The sequence below is a fragment of the Microbacterium sp. genome, from assembly GCF_052099035.1.
Lineage (GTDB): Bacteria > Actinomycetota > Actinomycetes > Actinomycetales > Microbacteriaceae > Microbacterium.
Genome location: NZ_JBQDSX010000028.1, coordinates 1 through 19,531 on the forward strand (window position 1 = coordinate 1; position 19,531 = coordinate 19,531).

21 protein-coding genes are annotated in these 19,531 nt (G+C 66.5%); 3 read left to right on the forward strand and 18 right to left on the reverse strand.

The genetic code is table 11. From position 1 onward, the window contains the following. Positions 1-179: 179 nt before the first annotated feature. Positions 180-1,580 (reverse strand): ATP-dependent DNA helicase, encoded by a 1,401-nt coding sequence (locus ACTIAO_RS10080; RefSeq protein ID WP_441906137.1) that lies wholly within the window; start codon positions 1,578-1,580, stop codon positions 180-182. A gap of 73 nt (positions 1,581-1,653) precedes the next feature. On the opposite strand from ACTIAO_RS10080, the gene ACTIAO_RS10085 reads away from it, so the two are divergent. Next, positions 1,654-2,709 (forward strand): hypothetical protein, encoded by a 1,056-nt coding sequence (locus ACTIAO_RS10085; protein ID WP_441906138.1) that lies wholly within the window; start codon positions 1,654-1,656, stop codon positions 2,707-2,709. Positions 2,710-2,750: 41 nt separating this feature from the next. Here the strand turns inward: ACTIAO_RS10085 and ACTIAO_RS10090 are convergent, their stop codons facing one another. The 17 genes from ACTIAO_RS10090 to ACTIAO_RS10170 form a co-directional block, all read right to left on the reverse strand. Next, a complete protein-coding gene (locus ACTIAO_RS10090; RefSeq protein WP_441906173.1) occupies positions 2,751-4,694 on the reverse strand; it encodes a cytochrome c oxidase assembly protein in 1,944 nt (647 codons plus the stop codon). 159 nt (positions 4,695-4,853) lie between these two features. Then, positions 4,854-5,141 (reverse strand): HU family DNA-binding protein, encoded by a 288-nt coding sequence (locus ACTIAO_RS10095; RefSeq protein ID WP_441906139.1) that lies wholly within the window; start codon positions 5,139-5,141, stop codon positions 4,854-4,856. A 240-nt stretch (positions 5,142-5,381) separates the two neighbouring features. After that, entirely contained in the window at positions 5,382-5,687 is a 306-nt protein-coding gene (rpsN, locus tag ACTIAO_RS10100) for a 30S ribosomal protein S14 (protein ID WP_441906140.1), read from the reverse strand. Between the two features lie 2 nt (positions 5,688-5,689). Continuing rightward, on the reverse strand, positions 5,690-5,860 hold the full coding sequence (rpmG, locus tag ACTIAO_RS10105) for a 50S ribosomal protein L33 (RefSeq protein ID WP_441906141.1): 171 nt from the start codon (positions 5,858-5,860) through the stop codon (positions 5,690-5,692). Continuing rightward, a complete protein-coding gene (gene rpmB / locus ACTIAO_RS10110; protein WP_441906142.1) occupies positions 5,860-6,096 on the reverse strand; it encodes a 50S ribosomal protein L28 in 237 nt (78 codons plus the stop codon). The genes rpmG and rpmB overlap by 1 nt, the downstream gene beginning before the upstream one ends. A gap of 139 nt (positions 6,097-6,235) precedes the next feature. Further along, a complete protein-coding gene (locus ACTIAO_RS10115; protein ID WP_441906143.1) occupies positions 6,236-6,898 on the reverse strand; it encodes a DNA-3-methyladenine glycosylase in 663 nt (220 codons plus the stop codon). Between the two features lies 1 nt (position 6,899). Further along, on the reverse strand, positions 6,900-8,834 hold the full coding sequence (locus ACTIAO_RS10120) for a hypothetical protein (RefSeq protein ID WP_441906144.1): 1,935 nt from the start codon (positions 8,832-8,834) through the stop codon (positions 6,900-6,902). Next, positions 8,824-9,615, reverse strand: a complete 792-nt coding sequence (locus ACTIAO_RS10125; RefSeq protein WP_441906145.1) for a TIGR03943 family putative permease subunit — start codon at positions 9,613-9,615, stop codon at positions 8,824-8,826. The genes ACTIAO_RS10120 and ACTIAO_RS10125 overlap by 11 nt, the downstream gene beginning before the upstream one ends. Continuing rightward, entirely contained in the window at positions 9,608-10,573 is a 966-nt protein-coding gene (locus ACTIAO_RS10130) for a permease (RefSeq protein WP_441906174.1), read from the reverse strand. Before ACTIAO_RS10130 ends, ACTIAO_RS10125 begins: the two co-directional genes overlap by 8 nt. 122 nt (positions 10,574-10,695) lie before the next feature. Further along, on the reverse strand, positions 10,696-11,106 hold the full coding sequence (locus ACTIAO_RS10135) for a Fur family transcriptional regulator (RefSeq protein ID WP_441906146.1): 411 nt from the start codon (positions 11,104-11,106) through the stop codon (positions 10,696-10,698). A 28-nt stretch (positions 11,107-11,134) separates the two neighbouring features. Next, positions 11,135-11,995, reverse strand: a complete 861-nt coding sequence (locus tag ACTIAO_RS10140; protein ID WP_441906147.1) for a metal ABC transporter permease — start codon at positions 11,993-11,995, stop codon at positions 11,135-11,137. Between the two features lie 8 nt (positions 11,996-12,003). Next, entirely contained in the window at positions 12,004-12,828 is an 825-nt protein-coding gene (locus tag ACTIAO_RS10145) for a metal ABC transporter ATP-binding protein (RefSeq protein ID WP_441906148.1), read from the reverse strand. Beyond that, complete coding sequence (locus tag ACTIAO_RS10150; protein WP_441906149.1) at positions 12,825-13,826, reverse strand: metal ABC transporter solute-binding protein, Zn/Mn family; 1,002 nt, start codon at positions 13,824-13,826, stop codon at positions 12,825-12,827. Before ACTIAO_RS10150 ends, ACTIAO_RS10145 begins: the two co-directional genes overlap by 4 nt. A gap of 262 nt (positions 13,827-14,088) precedes the next feature. Beyond that, a complete protein-coding gene (locus ACTIAO_RS10155) occupies positions 14,089-15,432 on the reverse strand; it encodes a dihydrolipoamide acetyltransferase family protein (RefSeq protein WP_441906150.1) in 1,344 nt (447 codons plus the stop codon). A 102-nt stretch (positions 15,433-15,534) separates the two neighbouring features. Further along, positions 15,535-16,500 (reverse strand): alpha-ketoacid dehydrogenase subunit beta, encoded by a 966-nt coding sequence (locus ACTIAO_RS10160; protein ID WP_441906175.1) that lies wholly within the window; start codon positions 16,498-16,500, stop codon positions 15,535-15,537. 11 nt (positions 16,501-16,511) lie between these two features. Further along, complete coding sequence (locus ACTIAO_RS10165; protein WP_441906151.1) at positions 16,512-17,639, reverse strand: thiamine pyrophosphate-dependent dehydrogenase E1 component subunit alpha; 1,128 nt, start codon at positions 17,637-17,639, stop codon at positions 16,512-16,514. Positions 17,640-17,660: 21 nt separating this feature from the next. Beyond that, entirely contained in the window at positions 17,661-18,767 is a 1,107-nt protein-coding gene (locus tag ACTIAO_RS10170; protein ID WP_441906152.1) for a histidinol-phosphate transaminase, read from the reverse strand. A gap of 73 nt (positions 18,768-18,840) precedes the next feature. Here ACTIAO_RS10170 and ACTIAO_RS10175 point away from each other — a divergent pair, with 73 nt between their 5' ends. Together ACTIAO_RS10175 and ACTIAO_RS10180 are read left to right on the forward strand one after the other, a co-directional pair. Next, positions 18,841-19,038, forward strand: a complete 198-nt coding sequence (locus tag ACTIAO_RS10175; protein ID WP_441906153.1) for a hypothetical protein — start codon at positions 18,841-18,843, stop codon at positions 19,036-19,038. Positions 19,039-19,125: 87 nt separating this feature from the next. Further along, positions 19,126-19,527 carry a phage holin family protein gene (locus tag ACTIAO_RS10180; RefSeq protein ID WP_441906154.1) on the forward strand — a complete coding sequence of 134 codons (402 nt, stop codon included), beginning with the start codon at positions 19,126-19,128 and terminating at the stop codon, positions 19,525-19,527. The last annotated feature ends 4 nt before the right edge of the window (positions 19,528-19,531 follow it).

Below are 19,531 nucleotides of genomic sequence, written 5' to 3' on the forward strand. Positions count from 1 at the left end.
CGCTGGCGCTCGCTCAACCCGTTTCGTCTTCGTCGCTCCGCTCCTGCGCTCAACGACCCGCAGTTGGGCCATCGCCCGCCTTCGTCGCCCCCGGGAGCTCCCCCTGCGGGTCGTTGAGCGAGCCGCAGGCGAGACGATACGCGGTGAGCGAGGAGCGCAGCGACGAGTCGAAGCGTTACTCAGCTACCACCGACCTGCGGGGTCGAACCCTGCCGCGCCTCCCACGCCTCGCGCATGAAGCGGCGGACGTCCTGATCGACGCGGATGTCGCTGGGCCGCAGCGGCCGTGACAGGTACAGCCCCTCGAGGGAGGTGAGCCGCGACAGCGCGACGTACGTCTGCCCCGGTGCGAACGCTCCCCCACCGAGGTCGATGATCGCCCGGTCGTATGTCTTGCCCTGTGACTTGTGGATCGTCACCGCCCACGCCAGACGCAGCGGGAACTGCATGAACTCGGCGATCACGTCTCGGCTCAGCGTCTTCGAGTTCGCGTCGTACGAGTAGCGGAATCGCTCCCAGACCGCGGGCTCCACATCGACGTCCTCGCCGTCGATCTCGACGCGCACCGATCCGCCGAGGATGCGCTTGACCGTGCCGATCGTGCCGTTCACCCAGCGCGGGGGCTCTCCGGTCATCGACACGTCGTTGCGCAGGAACATCACCTGTGCGCCGATCTTGAGCTTCAGCTCGGCATCCGCCGGATAGTTTCCGTCGCCGCGCCCGAAGTCGCCGTTGATCTCCGCGCGCGCGGTCTGCTCCTTGCCCGCGAGAGCGGTGAGATGACGCCGGTTGATGTTGTTGACGATGTCATTGCGCGTCGCGAGCGTGATGATGGGGATCTCACCCGGCTCGGGGTCAGGCGGGGTGCGCGTGCCCTGCGTGTTGAGCAGTTCGGCGATCTCGGCCGTGACCCGCCCGTAGCGCACCGCATTCAGCATCGACTTGAATCCGTCATCGGACTGCCGGTGGATCTGGACGAGTTCGCGCACGTGCAACGGAGCACCGTGCCGGCCGAGGTCCAGCAGCGCATCGGCCTCACCCATCGTCGCTCCGGCCCACACCTTCGCGTCGAAGAACCAGAACGAACGGTAGTGATCCTGCACATAGCGCAGCTCATCACCCCGCGGCGGCACCGGTGCCAGCTGATACGGATCGCCGAACATCACGACCTGCACACCGCCGAACGGCTCGGCTCGCCGACCCCGTGCCTGCCGGAGGGCCCGGTCCATGCCGTCCATGAGGTCGGCGTTGACCATCGAGACCTCGTCGATCACGAGGGTGTCGATCGCGTTCAGGATGCGACGGGTCGCATCGTTCTGCTCGATCTCACTCTCGGCGATCAACCCGATCGGCAGTCGGAACAGCGAATGGATCGTCTGACCCTCGACATTGAGCGCCGCGACGCCGGTCGGAGCGCAGATCGCGATCTGCTTCTCGGTGTGCCAGGCGAAGTACTGCAGCAGCGTCGATTTGCCGGTCCCGGCACGACCCGTGATGAAGACGTGCTCCCTGGTGTCCTCGATGAGCCGGAACAGCTCCTGCTGCTCGTCGGAGAGGGTGGGAAAAGACACGACTCTCATCGTACGTCGCCACGGCGAAGGCGCACGGATGCGAACTCGGCACTGTCACAGCCCGCACTTCTAGACTGGCGCCATGGATCAGCCCCCGACGACGCGCGTGCGCCGCCGCTTGTGGTTCGATCTGACCGCGCTCACTGTTGTCGGAGTCCTCCTGCTGGCAGCGCTCGGCGCGGGCGGGACGGTGCTGTACGACCAGTTCTACGGGCCCTCCGCGTTCGTCACCCGCTACCTCGATCTGCTCTCCAGCGGCCGGGCCGCCGACGCCCTGCGCGTTCCCGGCGTCGCCCTCGACACCGCGAGCCTCGAGGATGCCGGCATCGACGCCACAGCATCCCAGGCCATGCTCCGCAAGGACGCCCTCGCGCCGTTGAGCGATATCGACGTGGTCGCCGAGAAGACCGCCGACGGCATCACCTCCGTCACCGTGGCGTACGTCGCCGGCACCTATCCCGGAACCACCACGTTCCAGGTCGAGCAGGATGGCTGGGACGGCATCACCCCGAACTGGCGCTTCACCCGGTCGCCGCTGGCTGCCATCTCGCTCGCGGTGCTGGGCGCCGACCGGTTCGCGGTGAACGGCTTCGAGGTCGACCGACGCCAGGTATCGGCCGTCGGTGTCGAGGCCGTTCCGGGTGAGCCGCTGCCGCTGCTGGTGTTCACACCGGGTGTCTACTCGGTCACCGTCGACACGGCGATCGCCACCTCACCGGGAGTCAGCGTCCTCGCTGATTCTCCGCTCACGCAGACGCCGGTGGACGTGCAGACCGAGCCCACAGAGGAGTTCACCGCGGTCGTCCAGACCCGTGTGGAAGAGTACCTCACCCAGTGCACCACGCAGCAGGTGCTGCAGCCGACCGCCTGCCCGTTCGGCCTTGAGGTGCGCAACCGCATCCTGGAGCCACCCGTGTGGACGATCACGACGCAGCCCGTCGTCATGGTCGAACCGGATGGCGCGCAGTGGATGATCCCGCCGACAGAGGCGGTCGCCCACATCGAGGTCGATATCCAATCGCTGTTCGACGGATCGGTCGAGCACGTTTCCGAAGATGTGCCGTTCCGGGTCGACGGCACGATCGCGATCCTGCCCGACGGTTCCGCATCGATCCGGGTCGGCGCACCGCTGGGCTGAGCGAGCGCCCATCAGAGGCCGTCAGCGTCCTTCGCGGGCCGTCAGCGTCCCTCGCGGGCCGCCTGGCGTTGATCCCGCTCGGCGAGCGCCGCGAGCTGCGCGTTGTACTCCTCGAGCTCTGCTTCGCCCGTGCGGTCGGCGTTGCGGTCGCTGCGCCGCTGCACCTTGGTGTCATCACGGCTCCACTGGATCGCCACGGTGATGGCGAGGATGAGCGTCGGAATCTCGCCCACCGACCAGGCGATGCCACCGCCGATGTACTGATCCTCCATCGGGTCCGGGCCCCAGGTGCGCCCCATCGACCCGAACCATTCGGCGACCATCAGCCCTTCCTGCATCATGATCGCCATGCCGAAGAACGCATGCATGGCCATGACCGCGATGAGGGTGATCAAGCGCCCGGCATACGGCAGCCGGTACGGCACCGGGTCGACGCCGACCAGGCTCAGCACGAACAGATAGCCCGAGATGAGGAAGTGGATGATCATCCACTCGTGCCCGAGGTGCTCGTACATCGACCACCGCACGAGGTCGGTGAAATAGAACGCCCACAGCGACACGACGAAGATGCCCGCCGCAACGAAGGGATGCGTGAGGATGCGGGAGATCGGGGACTGCACAGCCCACAGGATCCATTCGCGTCCTCCACGCGTGCCATCGTCACGTTTGCGGATGCTGCGCAGCGCGAGCGTCACCGGCGCTCCGGACACGAGCAGCAGCGGGATCGCCATCGACAGGATCATGTGGCCCAGCATGTGCACGCTGAACAGGTACTCCTGGTACAGGTTGATGGGTCCGCACGTGACCCAGACGAGCAGCAGCAGCCCCAGCATCCAGAACACGGTGCGCTGGATCGGCCAGCGATCTCCCCGCTTGTGCAGGCGCCAGACGCCGACGATGTAGAAGAACGCGCCGAGTACCGCGGCCAGCGCCCAGAGGATGTCGATGTCCCAGCCCGTGAACCACTTGTCGATCGTGAACTCGGGGGGGAGAGGCGAGCGGGTGAGGATCTCAGCGGGCGTCTGCCGATCGGCGACCGTCTCCCCGGTCGGCGGGGGCGTGCGCGCAAGCGCCGCCGCGGCGCCGGATGCCAGTCCCATCAGCGCGACTTCGCACAGCACCAGCATCCAGAACCAACGCGAAGCGCGCTCGCCGTCCATGCGCGGGATGAGACGAGTGCGATACCAGGCGCCGAGGAGCCCCATCCCGCAGAGCAGAATCGCTTTGGCGATGATGATGAGGCCGTAGGGACTCCACAGGCCCTCCCAGCTGCCGAGACCGACTGTGGAGCGCACGACACCCGATACGGCGACGACGAAAAACGCGGCGATCGCAAGGGTCGAGTAGCGGCGGACAAGTGCCTGCGCATCGACGCCCTTGGCGAGGTACAGCACGACGAGGAGGAGGAGTCCGCCGAGCCAGACCGCGGCGCCGATCGTGTGCAGCAGGATCGAGTTCACCGCGGTGACGTGGCCGGACAGCTCACCGGAGTGGCCCTGCTGAGCCATCGGCAGCAGAGCTGCCAGCGCGATGATCGCCGTGATGAGCGTGGGCGTCCAGGTGCGCCATGCGAACGCGAGGATCGTGACGACCGCGCCGACGATCGTCGTGATGAGCCACGCCTGGCCGAGTGGCAGGGCGAGGAGAAAGCGTCCGAGGTCCGTTCCGAACTGGTCGCCGAGGCTGAGCTGCGGGGTGAATGCGGCGAGGAATGTGAGGAATCCGGTCGCCGCTGCAGAGATGGTGAACAGGGCGGCGCCGATGGATGCCGTGTCCATCGCCGTCTCGAAGGACTTCTCCCCCGCGCGCAGGGCGAACAGCGCGAGCACCATGGGTCCGATCATCACCGCCGCGCTGAGGTTGTTCACCAACCGGGCGATCGGAAGACTCCACCGGACGACATCGCCGGGGTCGCCGATCAGGAGCGGGGCGGCTGCGCCACCGAAGACGAGTGCTGCGACCACGGCGACCGCCGCGGACACCATCAGGATCAGGACGCCGGCAGCACGATACGACGATGCGGGGATGGTGCCGGGGCCGGGAGAACTCACCCCTCCAGCCTAAGCTCGCAGGCTATCGCCCAGCACCACGCACGAAGGCCGTCCCCGCTGCCTGCGGGGACGGCCTTCGTTACAGAAGCGGTCTTACTTGACCGAAGCCTTGAGCTTGGAGCCAGCGGTGACCTTGACGCGCTTGCCGGCCGGGATCTTGATCTCGGCGCCGGTCTGCGGGTTGCGGCCGGTGCGGGCAGCGGTGTCGACCTGCTCGAACGAGATCCAGCCCGGGATCGAGACCTTGCTGCCCTTGGCAACAGCATCCGAAACCGTGGCGAAGAGGGAGTCGAGGACGCCCGAGACGGTGGCCTGGCTCTGGCCGGTGGCGGAAGCGATGCTCGCGACGAGCTCGGTCTTGGTGATGGACTTGTCAGCCATGTCATCCTCCAGCGACGAAGTGTCGCATCTGTTTGTGGTTCGGGTGGCGGATGCCGCCCGCTGGTCGAGTGACCGCCTCGAATGTATCAACCGAGACCCGTTTTTCCGCGTCATTTCGCGGGTTTTCGTGTTTTTCTAGGCGTGTCGAGTCACATTGGTCACTTTCGTCACAGAAAGGCGAGGCTACGGGGACGCAAAAGGGGCGAGGATCCGAAGATCCTCGCCCCTTTCAAGCGATGCTTACCAGCTCGACTTGGTGACACCGGGCAGTTCGCCACGGTGAGCCATGTCGCGGAAGCGCACGCGGGAGATGCCGAACTTCGTCAGCATTCCGCGGGGGCGACCGTCGATGGCGTCACGCGAACGCACGCGCACCGGCGACGCGTTGCGCGGAAGCTTCTGCAGGCCGAGGCGTGCAGCTTCACGGGACTCGTCGGTGCCGTTCGGGTCGACGAGGGCCTTCTTCAGCTCGAGGCGACGCTCGGCGTAGCGCTCGACGATGACCTTGCGCTGCTCGTTACGAGCGATCTTGCTCTTCTTAGCCATATTTAGCGCTCCTCGCGGAAATCGACATGCTTGCGGACGACCGGGTCGTACTTCTTCAGCACGAGGCGGTCAGGGGTGTTGCGACGGTTCTTCTTGGTCACGTACGTGAACCCAGTGCCTGCCGTTGAACGCAGCTTGATGATCGGACGGACGTCCTGAGACTTCTTAGCCATTAGAGCTTCACACCCTTCGCCTTGAGGTCTGCGACAACCTTCTCGATGCCACGGGCGTCGATCACCTTGATGCCCTTGGCGGACACGTTCAGCGTGATCTTACGGCCGAGCGACGGCACGAAATAGGTCTTCTTCTGCACGTTCGGGTCGAAGCGGCGCTTCGTCCGGCGGTGCGAGTGCGAGATGTTGTGACCGAAGCCGGGAACAGCTCCTGTCACCTGGCACACTGCTGCCATGTGATTACTCCTTCATTACCGTGAGACCGGACGGCCTCACCCAAGATCCCTTGTCTGCGCGCCGCCCTTCGACAGGCTCAGGGAGCATTTCGAAGGAAAGCAGCACACGAACTGCGCACAGGAGTGTGCACAGACTCGTTCAGTTTAGCATGGCCTGGGCGTCGGCCGCACCGCGCCCCCAGCGGAACGGCGAGACCGTTCTGTCGCCGGTGATCCAGAAGCGCCAGGGGAAAGCATCCGTCCCCGCCACACCGGCGACACCGACCCGGGGCCCGGATGCCACGTCGACGGGCACGTCATCCCACCACAGCTCCGCACTCGCCCCGTTCAGCGGTTCCCGTGAGACGAAATCGATCCCGTCGTGCAGTGCGTGCCGCAGGCCCATCACCTGGCCGAGCCGGCCAGGACCGCGCGCCAGGTCGCGTCCTGATCTTCCGGATCGGGATGCCGCGGCATCCGCCCCTTCGATCACCGCGCCCGCGCGCAGCAGGACTCCACCCGCCGTCCCCTCGGGTCCGCAGACGACGTTGACGCACGAGTGGATGCCGTGGCTGAGGTACACGTAGAGGTGACCGGGTTCGCCCCACATCGTCGCATTGCGCGCAGTGCGCCCCATCCGCGCATGCGACCCCGGGTCAGGGACGTCTCCCGTGCCCTGCCCGTGATAGGCCTCGGTCTCTGTGATCCGCAGGCGCACTTCCGTACCGTCGACGACGGTGCGCAGCTGTGCACCGAGCAGTCGCGGGGCGATCTCGAGCGGAAGGTGCTCGAGATCCGATCGGGTCGCACGGATGAGCGTCATCTCAGAAGGCCGGCGCCATCTGACACCACGAGACGTCGAATCCGGTGAGAGCGACGAGTTCCTCGCCCGTGCGCAGGTCGAGCAGGTGCGTCTCGAGCTTCTTCGGCAGCGGGACGAGCATGTCGTCATAGGCGTTGTCGACGAGTTTCGGCGCCACGGTCACCGCAGCGTACTGTCCGCTCGGCGATGCGCACGCCTGCAGGATCGCGCTGCCGGACTCGACCTCGAGCAGCGGTTCCGCGACTCCGTCATCGTCGACGCGGATGATCGCCTGACCGGTCGGCAGGCCGTCCGCATCCCGGGCGACGACGTGTCGTAGCGTGCCACCGGGGAAGGGAACGATCGTCTTCGCCGGACCGTAGTCGGGGTCGGATGCCGCCAGCGGAGACTCCGAGCCGTCAGCGAGGTTCAGCTCGACGATGCTCTGATCGGCGCGCGTCACGATCGCGGTGTAGGTGCCGCGCGACACTCCCAGCAGACGGGATGCGAGCCCCATGTTCTGCGCCCCCTGGTCGCCGGAGCGGTCATCGAGCGAAAGGGCACCGGCGAAGTCGATGAAGAGCACCGCGGCGGAATCCGGGACGAACTGCCACTCGGCAATGCTCGCCTCTTCGTCACCCACCTCGATGATCTGCGGCTCGCCCTCGCCGTTGAGCGGTTGGGTGACCAAGACACTGGCGCGACCGCTGTCGGCGGTGATCTTTTTGTCCGAGTAGGTGTATCCGACCAGTCCGCCCCGATCGGACACCTGCACGGAGCTCACGTAGCCGTCACCAGGGAGGGTGAGTTCGTGCTTGTTCTTTCCGTCCTGATCCATGACCAGGATGCGTGAACCGTCGTCGTCTTCGACAGCGACGACGAGCTGGTCGGGCGTGGCCCGGTAGTCGTTGATGCGCGCGTGCGTGAAGACCGGGACGGCCTTCTCTCCGGTGAGATCGGTGCGGAAGATCGAGTCGTCATCCTCGGTACGGTTCAGGAGGAAGACTTCGGATGCCGGCGTCGTGAACGACGTCGTGAGGTCGGATGCCGGACCCCCACCGGTTCCCGTGACATCAGCGACCTTGACGGTGTATTTCGTCGAGTCGTCGAGCGGGACGGTGAAGCGGATGCCGACGCTGCGGCCCGTGGCATCCACGGTGAACGGCACCTCGGGGTCGACCGAGACCTGGGCCTCGTCGATCGCCTCCAGCGATTGGTTGGCTGTGAGGATGATGCGACTGCCGGAGGCCTGGATCGCCTCCCGGGCGTCGACCTGCACTCCGCTGATGCGCGGGCCCTGGAAGAGGCTGATGACGGCGAAGCTCGCGCCCACCAGGACCAGCACGCCGATGACCCCGAGGATCGTGTACAGGAAGCGGCGGTTCTTGCGGGGCTCTTCGTTTCGACTCGCTGGCGCTCGCTCAACGCGTTTCGTCTCGCTCCGCTCGCTCAACGACCCGCGGGGGGAGCTCTCTGCGGAAGCGGGTCCCTGAGCCTGGGTCGGTTCCTCGTCCTGCGGGTCGTTGAGCGGAGGCAGCGAAGCAGCCGGAGACGAAACGGGCTGAGCGACCGGAGGGAGTCGAAGCCGGTCCTCCTCGGGCGCAACAGGGATCGCAGGGGCGGCTAAGGGGAGCTGGGCGTGAGGAGGCTTCGACTCGCCTTCGGCTCGCTCACCCCGTTTCGTCTCGCTCCGCTCGCTCAACGACCCGCGGGGGGAGCTCTCTGCGGAAGCGGGTCCCTGAGCCTGGGTCGGTTCCTCGTCCTGCGGGTCGTTGAGCGGAGGCAGCGAAGCAGCCGGAGACGAAACGGGCTGAGCGACCGGAGGGAGTCGAAGCCGGTCCTCCTCGGGCGCAACAGGGATCTCCGGAGCTTCCGCCCGTTCAGCCGCCTCGCGCGCAGCGCGCGCCTCGGCACGGGTCCGCGGGCGCTCCGCGCCGGACTCGTCCTCAGTACTCATAGGGGTCCCCGGGCTCATCGATCGCGACGACCGAGGTCGGCAGCACGCGCAGCGACCCGTCGTCGTCTGCCTTGACCGTACCGGTGACCTCGACCCATTGGCCGGTGCTGGTCAGATCCGACCCGTACTTTGCGGCATCGATTGTCACCGGCACCGCCGCAGGCTGGGCATCGATCACGCAGTGCGTGATGATCATGCGCGTGAGGTTCACAGCATCCGCCTGCCCTGGTGTGACGAAGCCGACCAGCGTGACCGGTGAGCCGTCGTAGATCTCCGGTCGCGACGCGGTGGCGAACACGCTCGACCATTCGCCGACCCCGAATGTGGTCGTGTCGGCGACGCCGAGCGTCGGGGTGTCGGCGCCCGCGAACAGTGCGCCCCCGGCATCCGCACGTGCCATCGCGAGCTCGACGGACAGTGACGCCGGCGGAAGCACGAGCGCTGCGATGACGACACCCGATGCGACGACGCCGGCCGAGACGGTTCCGACGAGGGCGAGCGTTCGCCGGCGCGATGTGGGTTCGTCCTCGATTTCGTGATCGTGGCCGTGACCCGCCTCGGCGCCCAGGGGCAGCGCGCACGACCAGATCGCGCCGATGAGTACGACGATGGCACCTGCGCAGGCGAACCAGATCGATTCCGGGGCGATGTAGAGGGTGAGCTGGCCCGATAGGGCAAGGCCGAGGGTCACGACCGAGATCACGGCGGCGAGGCCGAGGCCCAGCCAGCGGGTGCCGATCGCGGGCCAGCGCGAGGTGGAACGCGAGGTGGAATCAGCCAAGGACGTTCACCCCGATTCCGATCGTAAAGGCGCTCATGAGTACGACGGCGACGATGCCGACGAGGGTGCGAGCGGTGAACGTGGTGCGCAGCAGTGCGAGCATCTTGATGTCGACAAGAGGCCCCACCAGCAGGAACGCGATCAGCGCTCCGGACGAGAACGTCGACGCGAACGACAGCGCGAAGAACGCATCGACGTTGGAGCAGATCGCCACCGTCATCGCCAGCACCATCATCGCGACGATCGACAGGACGGGATTCGATCCGATCGCGAGGAGCATGTCGCGAGGGATGAGCACCTGCACCGCACCCGCGAGTGCAGAGCCGATCACGAGTGCCGGCATGACCGCTCGCAGCTCGATGAGGAACTGTGTGAGACTGCGGCGGGTGGGGGTGCCGTGCTCGTGCGTGACGCGCTCACACGTCTGCGTGAACCGACGGGTGAGCATGCCCTGGGGATCGGGGTGACGGCTGTAGATCCACCCGATGAGGTTCGCGATCAGATAGCCGCCGACGAGACGTGCGATCAGAATGTTGCCATCGAAGCCGAACGCCGCGTGCGTGGTGATGATGACGATCGGGTTCACGATCGGGGCGGCGATCAGGAAGGTCATCGCCTCGGCCGGTGCGAGTCCGCGCATCATCAGACCGCGTGCGAAGGGAACGTTTCCGCACTCGCAGACCGGGATCAGCATTCCGAGCAGCGACAGCACCGCGCGGCGCGCCCAGCCTGCTTTCGGAAGCCACCGGTGGATGAGGTCCGGCGGCAGCCACACCTGCACGACGATCGAGAGCACGACCCCGAGCACGACGAACGGGAGCGCCTCGATGAGCACGCTGAGGGCGAGCGTCAGGCCGTCCTGTGCACGGTTCGGCAGGGCGTCCGTGAAGAGCGCCGGTGCGAACCGGTCGATGAGGAACAGTGCGGCCACGACGATGACGCCGACACCGACGCCGATCCACGGCGAGCGCTTCGTTCTCCCCGAGCCTGGGCCCGCGCCCCCTCGGCCTGCGCGTTCGCGACCTGAGCCTGAGCCTCCGCTCCCCGAGCCTGTCGAAGGGTGCGGCGCGGACGTGGTGCTCACGCCGACCCTTCGGCGGTCCGTTTATTGGCGCAGGGGGTGCACAGGCCGAAGATGTCGACGACGTGCTCGGCATCGGTGAAGCCGTGCAGCGCAGCCGTGCGCTGGGCCCAGGATTCGACGTCCTTCGCCTCGATCTCGACGGTCAGCCCGCAGGATCGGCAGATGAGGTGGTGGTGATGACCCTCGGTCGAGCAGGCCCGGTAGAGCGCCTCTCCCTCGGGGCTCTGCAGCGAGTCCGCATCTCCGGAGGCTGCGAGTCCCGACAGCGCCCGGTAGACCGTGGCCAGGCCGATGCCGGTGTTCTCCTCGCGGAGGGTCGCGTGCAGGCCCTGTGCACTGACGAATCCGGGCGCGTCGGCGAGCGCTTCGCGCACGCGTTCGCGCTGCCAGGTGTTCCGCTGAGCCATGTTCTCGATTCTAGGCCGGAGACCCTTGTCAGGGTCTGAGCGCGGGCGTTCGCCGCACTCGTCGGCGCACGCGCTGCGTGATCCAGCATCCGACATAGATGAGGAACGAGATCGTCGTGATGTACGGGCTCACCGGCAGGGTTCCGGCGAGCGCGAGCAGGATGCCGCCGACAGCGGAGATGAAGCCGAACAGCGCCGCGAGCAGCGGCACCGACAACGGACCCGCGGTCACGCGCATCGCGGCGGCGGCCGGGGTCACCAGCAGCGCCATCACCAGCAATGCGCCGATGATGTGCACGCTGACGGCGACGATGAGTCCCAGCAGCACCATGAACGCCAGGCTCACGAAACGCGTCGGGATGCCGCGAGCGGATGCCGCGACCGGATCGAGCGAGTCGAATCGCAGCGGGTTCCACATCAGTAGGAGACCCACCAGCACCACCACGCTGATGCCGATCAGCCAGCCGAGATCGGGGCTGGATACCGACACTATCTGGCCGGTCAGCAGGCTGAAGCGGTTCGCGCTGCGACCGTCGTAGAGCGAGAGGAACAGGATGCCGAGGCCGAGGCCGAACGGCATGAGCACACCGACGATCGAGTTGCGGTCGCGGGCCCGTGAACCGAGGATGCCGATGAGGATCGCGGCGACGAGCGCTCCACCGAGCGAGCCGGCGACGACGCTGCCGCCGAACAGCAGAGCTGCAGCGGCTCCCGCGAAGGACAGCTCGCTCACCCCGTGCACGGCGAAGGCGAGGTCGCGCTGCATGACGAAGACACCGATGAGTCCGCCGACGATGCCGAGGACGGCACCCGCGATGATCGAGTTGGCGAGCAGGGCGACGAGGGCACCGTAATCCTGGAACGAGAAGACGTCGTTCCAGTCGAGCATGGGGACGATCATACGTCGTCCTCGTTGTCATGGTCATGGTCGTGGTGCGGCGTAGCATCCGGGGCGCCGACGACCACCAGCCGGTCACCCGCGCGCAGCACGAACACCGGGGTGCCGTAGAGGTCGGTGAGCACGCGGCTCTGCAGCACCTCGTCGGGGGTGCCGAGGACGAAGCGTCCTCCGGCGATGTAGAGGATGCGGTCGACGCGACCGAGGATCGGGTTGATGTCGTGGGTGACGAACAGCACGGCGGCATCGCGTTCACGACGCTGCTGATCGATGATCGCTGTGATGCCGACCTGGTTCGCGAGATCCAGGTTCGACAGCGGCTCATCGCAGAGCAGCAGGGTCGGCTCATCGGCGAGCGCCTGGCCGACACGCAGTCGCTGCTGCTCGCCGCCCGAGAGCAGGCCGACGCGACGATCGGCGAAGTGCGCTGCACCGACACCCTCGAGCAATGCATCGACTCTGGCCCGGTCGCCCCGCCGTGGGGTCGGCAGACCGAAGCGCGTGCCGTTCACCCCGAGGGCAACGACGTCCCGCGCGCGCATGCTCGTATCGGGCGGAAGAGGACGCTGCTGCGGGATGTATCCGATACGCGGATTCCCGCGGTGCACAGGCTCGCCTGAAACCCGGATGCTGCCGGCGCTGAGCGGCTGGAGGCCCAGGATCGCACGCATCAGAGTGGTCTTCCCCGAGCCCGATGGCCCGAGGACCGCGAGGAACTCGCCGGGTTCGACGGTGAGGTCAAGGCCCGCCCACAGTTCACGGTCACCGCGACGAAGAGCTGCGCCCGCGATCTCGAGGACTGGTGCGCCGCCGCCCGCACTCACGAGCGGAGCGCGTCGGCGAGGCTCTGAATCGCGTCGTGCATCCACTCAGAGTACGACGATCCATCCCCCAGCAGCTCCGCGAAAGCCACGACAGGGATGCCGGCCTCTTCCGCTGCGGCTTCTACGCGGTCGGTTTCGGCGCCTCCGGTCTGCGCGTTGGTGAGCAGCACCTTCACGTCGCCGCTCTTGATGAGATCGAGCGACTCGAGCAGCGTTGCGGGTGCGACGTCGCTGCCCTCTTCGACGGCCTCGGCGAAGCCTTCCGGGGTGAGGTTCGTCAGTCCGGCGGCCGCGGCGATGTAGCCGGGGAGAGGTTCAGTCATGAAGACTCCAGCGCCGTTCGCCTCGGTCGCGATCGCCGCAAGCTCTGCTTCGGCTTCTTCGAGGTCGGCGATGATCTCTCCGGCTGCCGCTGTGAAGTCGGCGGCGCCATCGGGGTCCAGTTCACCGAGCTCATCGGCGAGGCCATCGACGACGTGGATCATCGTGTGCGGGTCGAACCACACGTGCTCGTTGAACCCTTCGATGTGATCGTGACCCTCGTGGTCTTCGTCAGCGTGGCCTTCTTCGGCCGCGTGGTCGTGTGCGTCAGCATCCTCACCCTCAGCATCCTCACCGTCGTGGCCGGCGTTGCCCGGGTAGTCGTGCGAGAACTCCGCCGCGGTGAAGACGTGCGCGTCGGATCCGTCGAGGAGCGTGTCGATGAAGGCGTCGTATCCGCCGCCGTTCTCGACGATCAGATCGGCTCCCTGCACGGCGAGGCGGTCGCGTGCCGTGGCCTCGTAAGAGTGCGGATCCTGCGATGCAGAGTCGATGATCGTGGTCACGTCGACCCGATCTCCACCGATCTGCTCGACGAGAGATCCGTACACGTTCGTGCTCGCCGTGACGTGGATGAGCCCGTCGTCGGCGCTCTCGCTGCCACTGGCTGTGCCGGAGCATCCGGCAAGAACCAGGGCGGATGCTGTGAGGAGCGCGGCGGCGCGGAATTTCTGCATTCCTCGATGCTACACGCTAATGATAACCATTCTCAACACGAGGGTAGGCCCAGCGAATACGCGGGTCGTTGAGCGCAGGGCGGAGCCCGAAGCCGAAACGGGCTGAGCGAGCGGAGCGAGCCGAAGCCTTCTCACCAGCCGCAGCTTTCGATTCGTCGCTGCGCTCCTCACTCAAGCCGTTTCGTCTCGCTTCGCTCGCTCAACGCCCCGCGAAGCATCAACACCGTGCGGAGCATTGACGCCCCGCGAAGCATTGACGCCGTCAGTTGACGAGGAGAGCCGGTTCCTCGAGGATGCTGGCCACGTCGGCGATGAAGCGGCTCATTCCGTCGCCGTCTACGACGCGGTGGTCGAAGGAACCGGCGACCGTCGTGACGTAGCGCGGACGCACCTCGCCATCGACGACCCACGGCTTCTGAGTGATCGTGCCCATGGCGAGGATGCCCGCCTCGCCGGGGTTGATGATCGGCGTGCCAGCATCCATCCCGAACACACCGATGTTGGTGATCGTGAATGTTCCGCCCTGCTGATCAGCTGGCGGCGTCTTGCCGTCGCGCGCGGTGAGGGTGAGGCGGTTCAGGGCGCGAGCGAGGTCCTTCATACTCAGCTCCTGTGCATCCTTGATGTTCGGCACGAGCAGACCGCGCGGAGTCGCCGCGGCGATGCCGAGGTTCACGTAGTGGCGCACGGCGATCTCGGCGCCGCCGTCGGTCTCGACCCAGGCAGCGTTCACCATTGGATTGCGGCGCACGGCCCAGATCACCGCGCGAGCGACGATCAGCAGCGGAGACACCCGGATGTCGGCGTAGTCCGGCGAAGACTTCAGCCGCTTGACGAGTTCCATCGTGCGGGTCGCATCGACCTCTTTCCACACCGTCACGTGGGGAGCAGAATACGCGCTCTGCACCATCGCTGAGGCGCTGACCTTGCGCACGCCCTTGACGGGAATCGACTCCGTGCGCTCAGCATCCGCCCCGCTCGATCGCGGCGCGGGGGCGATGCCACGGGCGAGCCCCGCCGGCGCACTCGTCGGCGCAGGCACGGTCTCCTCGCGCACAGTGCCCCATTCGGGCGTCTCGATGTTGCGGAAGACGCTCTCCTGCGAAGCGCTCTTCATGACGTCGTCGCGAGTCACTTCTCCGTCAGCACCGGTTGCGGTGACCGACGACAGGTCGACGCCGAGGTCGCGGGCGAGCTTGCGGATCGGGGGCTTCGCGATCACTCCGACCGAGGAGCGCACCGGGCGCACGGCAGGGCGGGTACGGCGAGAGGTCGCCCCGGCGCCGGTTCCATAACCGACGAGCACGGCTCCGCCTGCTTCCTCAGCTGCGGGTGCGGGTGCAGACGCAGGGGCAGCAGCGGCGGCATCCGATTCGAAGCTGATGATCGGCGCCCCGACTTCGACGGTGGTCCCCTCGGCCACGAGCAGCTCACCGACGACGCCCGCATACGGCGAGGGCAGCTCGACCAGCGACTTCGCCGTCTCGATCTCGACGATCACGTCATTGATCGCGACCGTGTCGCCGGGCGCGACCTTCCACGTGACGATCTCGGCCTCGGTCAGGCCCTCACCGACGTCGGGGAGAGTGAAGTTCTGCGTGCTCATGGGTGGTGCCCTTCGATCATTTCGACGAGCTTCGCTCGCTCAATGCGTTTCGTCTCGCTCCGCTCGCTCAGCGACCCGCACACTATCTGTTCTGGCAACGATTCAGTAGGCCATGGATCGGTCGACGGCCTCGAGGATGCGGTCGGCATCAGGGAGGAACGTGCCCTCGAGGTTCGCCGGCGGGAACGGAGCGTCATACCCGGATACTCGCAGCACCGGAGCCTCGAGCGCGTAGAACGCGCGCTCCATGACGGTCGCTGCGATCTCGCTGCCGATGCTGACGTGCGCGGGAGCCTCCTGCGCATAGATCATGCGCCCGGTCTTCCGCGCGGAGTTCAGGATCGGCGCGTAGTCGACCGGCGAGAGCGAACGCACATCGACGACCTCGCAGCTGGTTCCTTCGCCTTCGGCGAGCGCGGCAGCCTGCAGCAGCGTCGTCACCATCGCTCCGTGCCCGACCAGGGTGATGTCGGTTCCGGTGCGGACCACGCGCGAGGCATGCAGCGGCGCAGCGGACTGCTCGATGTCGACCTCGCCCTTCTGCCAGTACTTGCTCTTCGGCTCGAGGAAGATGACCGGGTCCTTCGAGGCGATGGCCTCCTGGATCATCCAGTACGCATCATTCGGCGTCGACGGCGACACGACCCGCAGACCCGGAGTGTGCGCGAAGTACGCTTCGGGGCTCTCCTGGTGGTGCTCGATGGCGCCAATGTGGCCACCGTAAGGAATGCGGATCACAATCGGCAGCGACAGCGCGCCCTCGTGCCGGTTGGTCAGTTTCGCCAGCTGCGAGGTGATCTGATCGAACGCCGGGAACACGAACCCGTCGAACTGGATCTCGCACACCGGGCGGAATCCTGCCATTGCGAGCCCGATCGCCGTACCGACGATCCCGGATTCGGCCAGCGGGGTGTCGAGCACACGCTTCTCGCCGAAGTCGCGCTGCAGGTGCTCGGTGATGCGGAACACCCCACCGAGCTTGCCGATGTCCTCGCCCATGAGCAGGACCTTCGGGTCGTCTTCCATCGCCTTGCGCAGACCGCTGTTGAGGGCCTTCGCGAGCGGCATCGTCTCGAGCGTCACTGAGCGCCTCCTTCGAACGATGCTTCGTACTGTTCGCGCCAGGCGCGCTGCTCGTCCATCAGCGGATGCGGCTCGCTGTAGACGTGATCGAAGATCGTGTTCGCCGGCGGCGGACCGAGTTCGAGGGTGCGCACACGTAGATCATCCGCGGCGGCAGCGCCCTCGGCATCCACGTCGTCGAAGAACGACCCGGGCGCACCCTTGCCCTCGAGGAATGCGCGCATGCGCATGATCGGATCGCGCTTCGCCCAGGACTCCTCCTCGTCGCTCGTGCGGTACTTGGTCGGGTCGTCGCTGGTGGTATGCGCGCCGAGCCGGTAGGTCTCCGCCTCGATCGCGCGCGGCCCCTTGCCGGCGCGCGCCTCGTCGAGCGCGACACGCGAGACGGCATAGCTGGCGAGCACATCGTTGCCATCCACACGAACACTCGGGATGCCGTAACCGGCGCTGCGCTCGGCGAACGGAGCCCGGGTCTGCGTGGCGACCGGCACCGAGATCGCCCACTGGTTGTTCTGCAGGAAGAAGACCGTCGGCGCCTGGTAGCTCGCGGCGAACACCATGCTCTCGTGCACATCGCCCTGGCTCGATGCCCCGTCACCGTAGTAGACGATGACGGCCTCATCGCGCTCGGGGTCGCCCGTGCCGGTACGGCCATCGAGGGAGAGGCCCATGGCGTAGCCGGTGGCGTGCAGAACCTGTGACCCGAGCACCAGTGTGTACAGCCGGGTGTTGCCGTTCTGGGGGTCGGTCGGATCCCAGCCGCCGTGCGAAACACCGCGCATGAGCTTGATGATGCCGAGCGAGTCGACGCCGCGGACACGGGTGACCGCGTGCTCGCGGTACGAGGGGAAGATGGTGTCCTGCGCGCGGGCGGCGCGGGCTGAGCCGACCTGGGCCGCTTCCTGCCCGCGGCTCGGCGGCCAGAGGGCGAGCTGTCCCTGACGCTGCAGGTTCGTCGCCTGGTTGTCGATGGCGCGGGTGACGGCCATGTCTCGGTAGAACTGCTCGAGCTCGCTGTCGCTGATCGCTTCGATCAGCGGCAGGAACTGCTCGGCGGCAGCGTTCGGCGCATATCGGCCGTCCGCTTCCAGGACGCGGACGAATTCGGTCTCTGACGAGGTCACCGTTCTACGCTATCCGCTCTCTTACTTCTGTCCCTGGAGAGGTGCCACAACGGATTGCGCAACCTGTAGGACCTTCTCCACGGATTCATGCTCTCCGACGGATATACGGATGCCGTCACCGGAGAAGGGGCGAACAACGATGTCGGCATCGCGGAACACCCCGGCGATCTCATCCGTGCGCTCGCCCGTCGGCAGCCATACGAAGTTCGACTGGCTGTCGGGAACAGCCCATCCCTGGCCGCGGAGTGCCTCCACCAGCGTGCCGCGGCGCTCGACGATTACGGCGACCCGCTTGAGCAGTTCGCCCTCGGCGTCGAGGCTCGCGATGGCGGCGACCTCGGCTGCCGAAGTGACCGACAGCGGAACGGCCGTCGCGCGCGCGGCATCGAGCACCTTCGCGTGCCCGATCGCGTACCCGACGCGGAGACCCGCGAGGCCGTACGCCTTGGAGAACGTACGCAACACCACGACATTCGGATGCTTCTCGAACACCCGCTCGCCGAGACCATCAACTGCGCCCTGAGCTCTGACGAACTCGGCGTATGCCTCATCGAGAATGATGAGGCAGTCAGCGGGAACACGGTTTACGAAAGCCTCGAACTCGGCGCTCGTCACGATCGGGCCGGTGGGGTTGTTCGGCGTGCACACGATGATCGCGCGGGTGCGGGAGGTGACAGCATCCGCCATTGCGTCGAGGTCGTGACGTCCGGTGAGTGCGAGATCATCGGATTCGATCAGCGGAATCTGGACGGCGGTCGCACCCGAGACGAGCACGAGCCCAGGGTAGGCCTCGAACGAGCGCCAGGCGTAGATGACTTCGTCACCGACGGATGCTGCGGCCTGCACCAGCTGGTACAGGATGGCGACGCTGCCGCTGGCGACGTGCACCTCGTCGAGCCCGACGCCGTAGCGGGCGGCGAGGCGTTCGCGCAGGCGCGCAGCACTTGCATCCGGATACCGGTTGATCGGGGTCGTTCCCTCGAGAGCCTTCGTGACCGAGGGCAGCGGATCGAACGGGTTCTCGTTGCTCGAGAGCTTGAACGCGTCGGGACCTGCCTGCTTGCCTTGCCGGTACGGCGCGAGGGCGGCGATCTCAGGACGGATGCGGGGAAGGATCGGCTCAGTCACGAGTCCGAGTCTACGAGCGCGAGGCCTGGTCTCGGTGAGTCGATCAAAGTACATTGCCGTTATGGAGATCACAGTGCAGCTCCCCGCCGCTCTCGATGCAAAGCTCGAGGCCGTCGCGCACTCCCGCCTGACATCGAAGAACGCAGTGCTGATCGAGGCTATTGAGCGTTTTATCAGCGATAACGAAGCGAAGACAGCCGCTGTTCTCAGCACGAGTGATGAGATCAGCACGCGCTACGCCGAATTGATGGAGCGGTTGAAGGACGCATAAGAGCGATGCGGCGGTACGACGGCCTGAACTCGCAGATTCCGCGACCGCTTCCACGGAAGCCGGCGATCGTGCGAGACTGAATCCACCATGCGTTTCCTCATTCGAGTCGTCATCAACGCGTTCGCCATCTGGGTGGTGACGCTGATCCCCGCACTGCAGGTCGAAGTCACCGCATTCGCCCCGGGCGAGATGCTGCAGTTCGTCCTGACGCTGCTGATCATCGCTGCGATCTTCGCTGTGGTCAACACGATCATCGGCACAGTCCTCAAGATCGTCGCGTTCCCGCTCTACATCCTCACGCTCGGCCTGATCGGCCTCGTCATCAACGGATTCCTGCTGTGGCTGACGGCGTGGATCACCTCGGGCTTCGGGTGGGGCCTCACCGTCGGATCCTTCTGGTGGGGCGTGCTGGCGGCGATCATCATCTCGATCATCAACGCGGTGTTCGGCGGCATCCTGCGCCCGCAGAAGAACAAGCGTCGCGACTGACGCG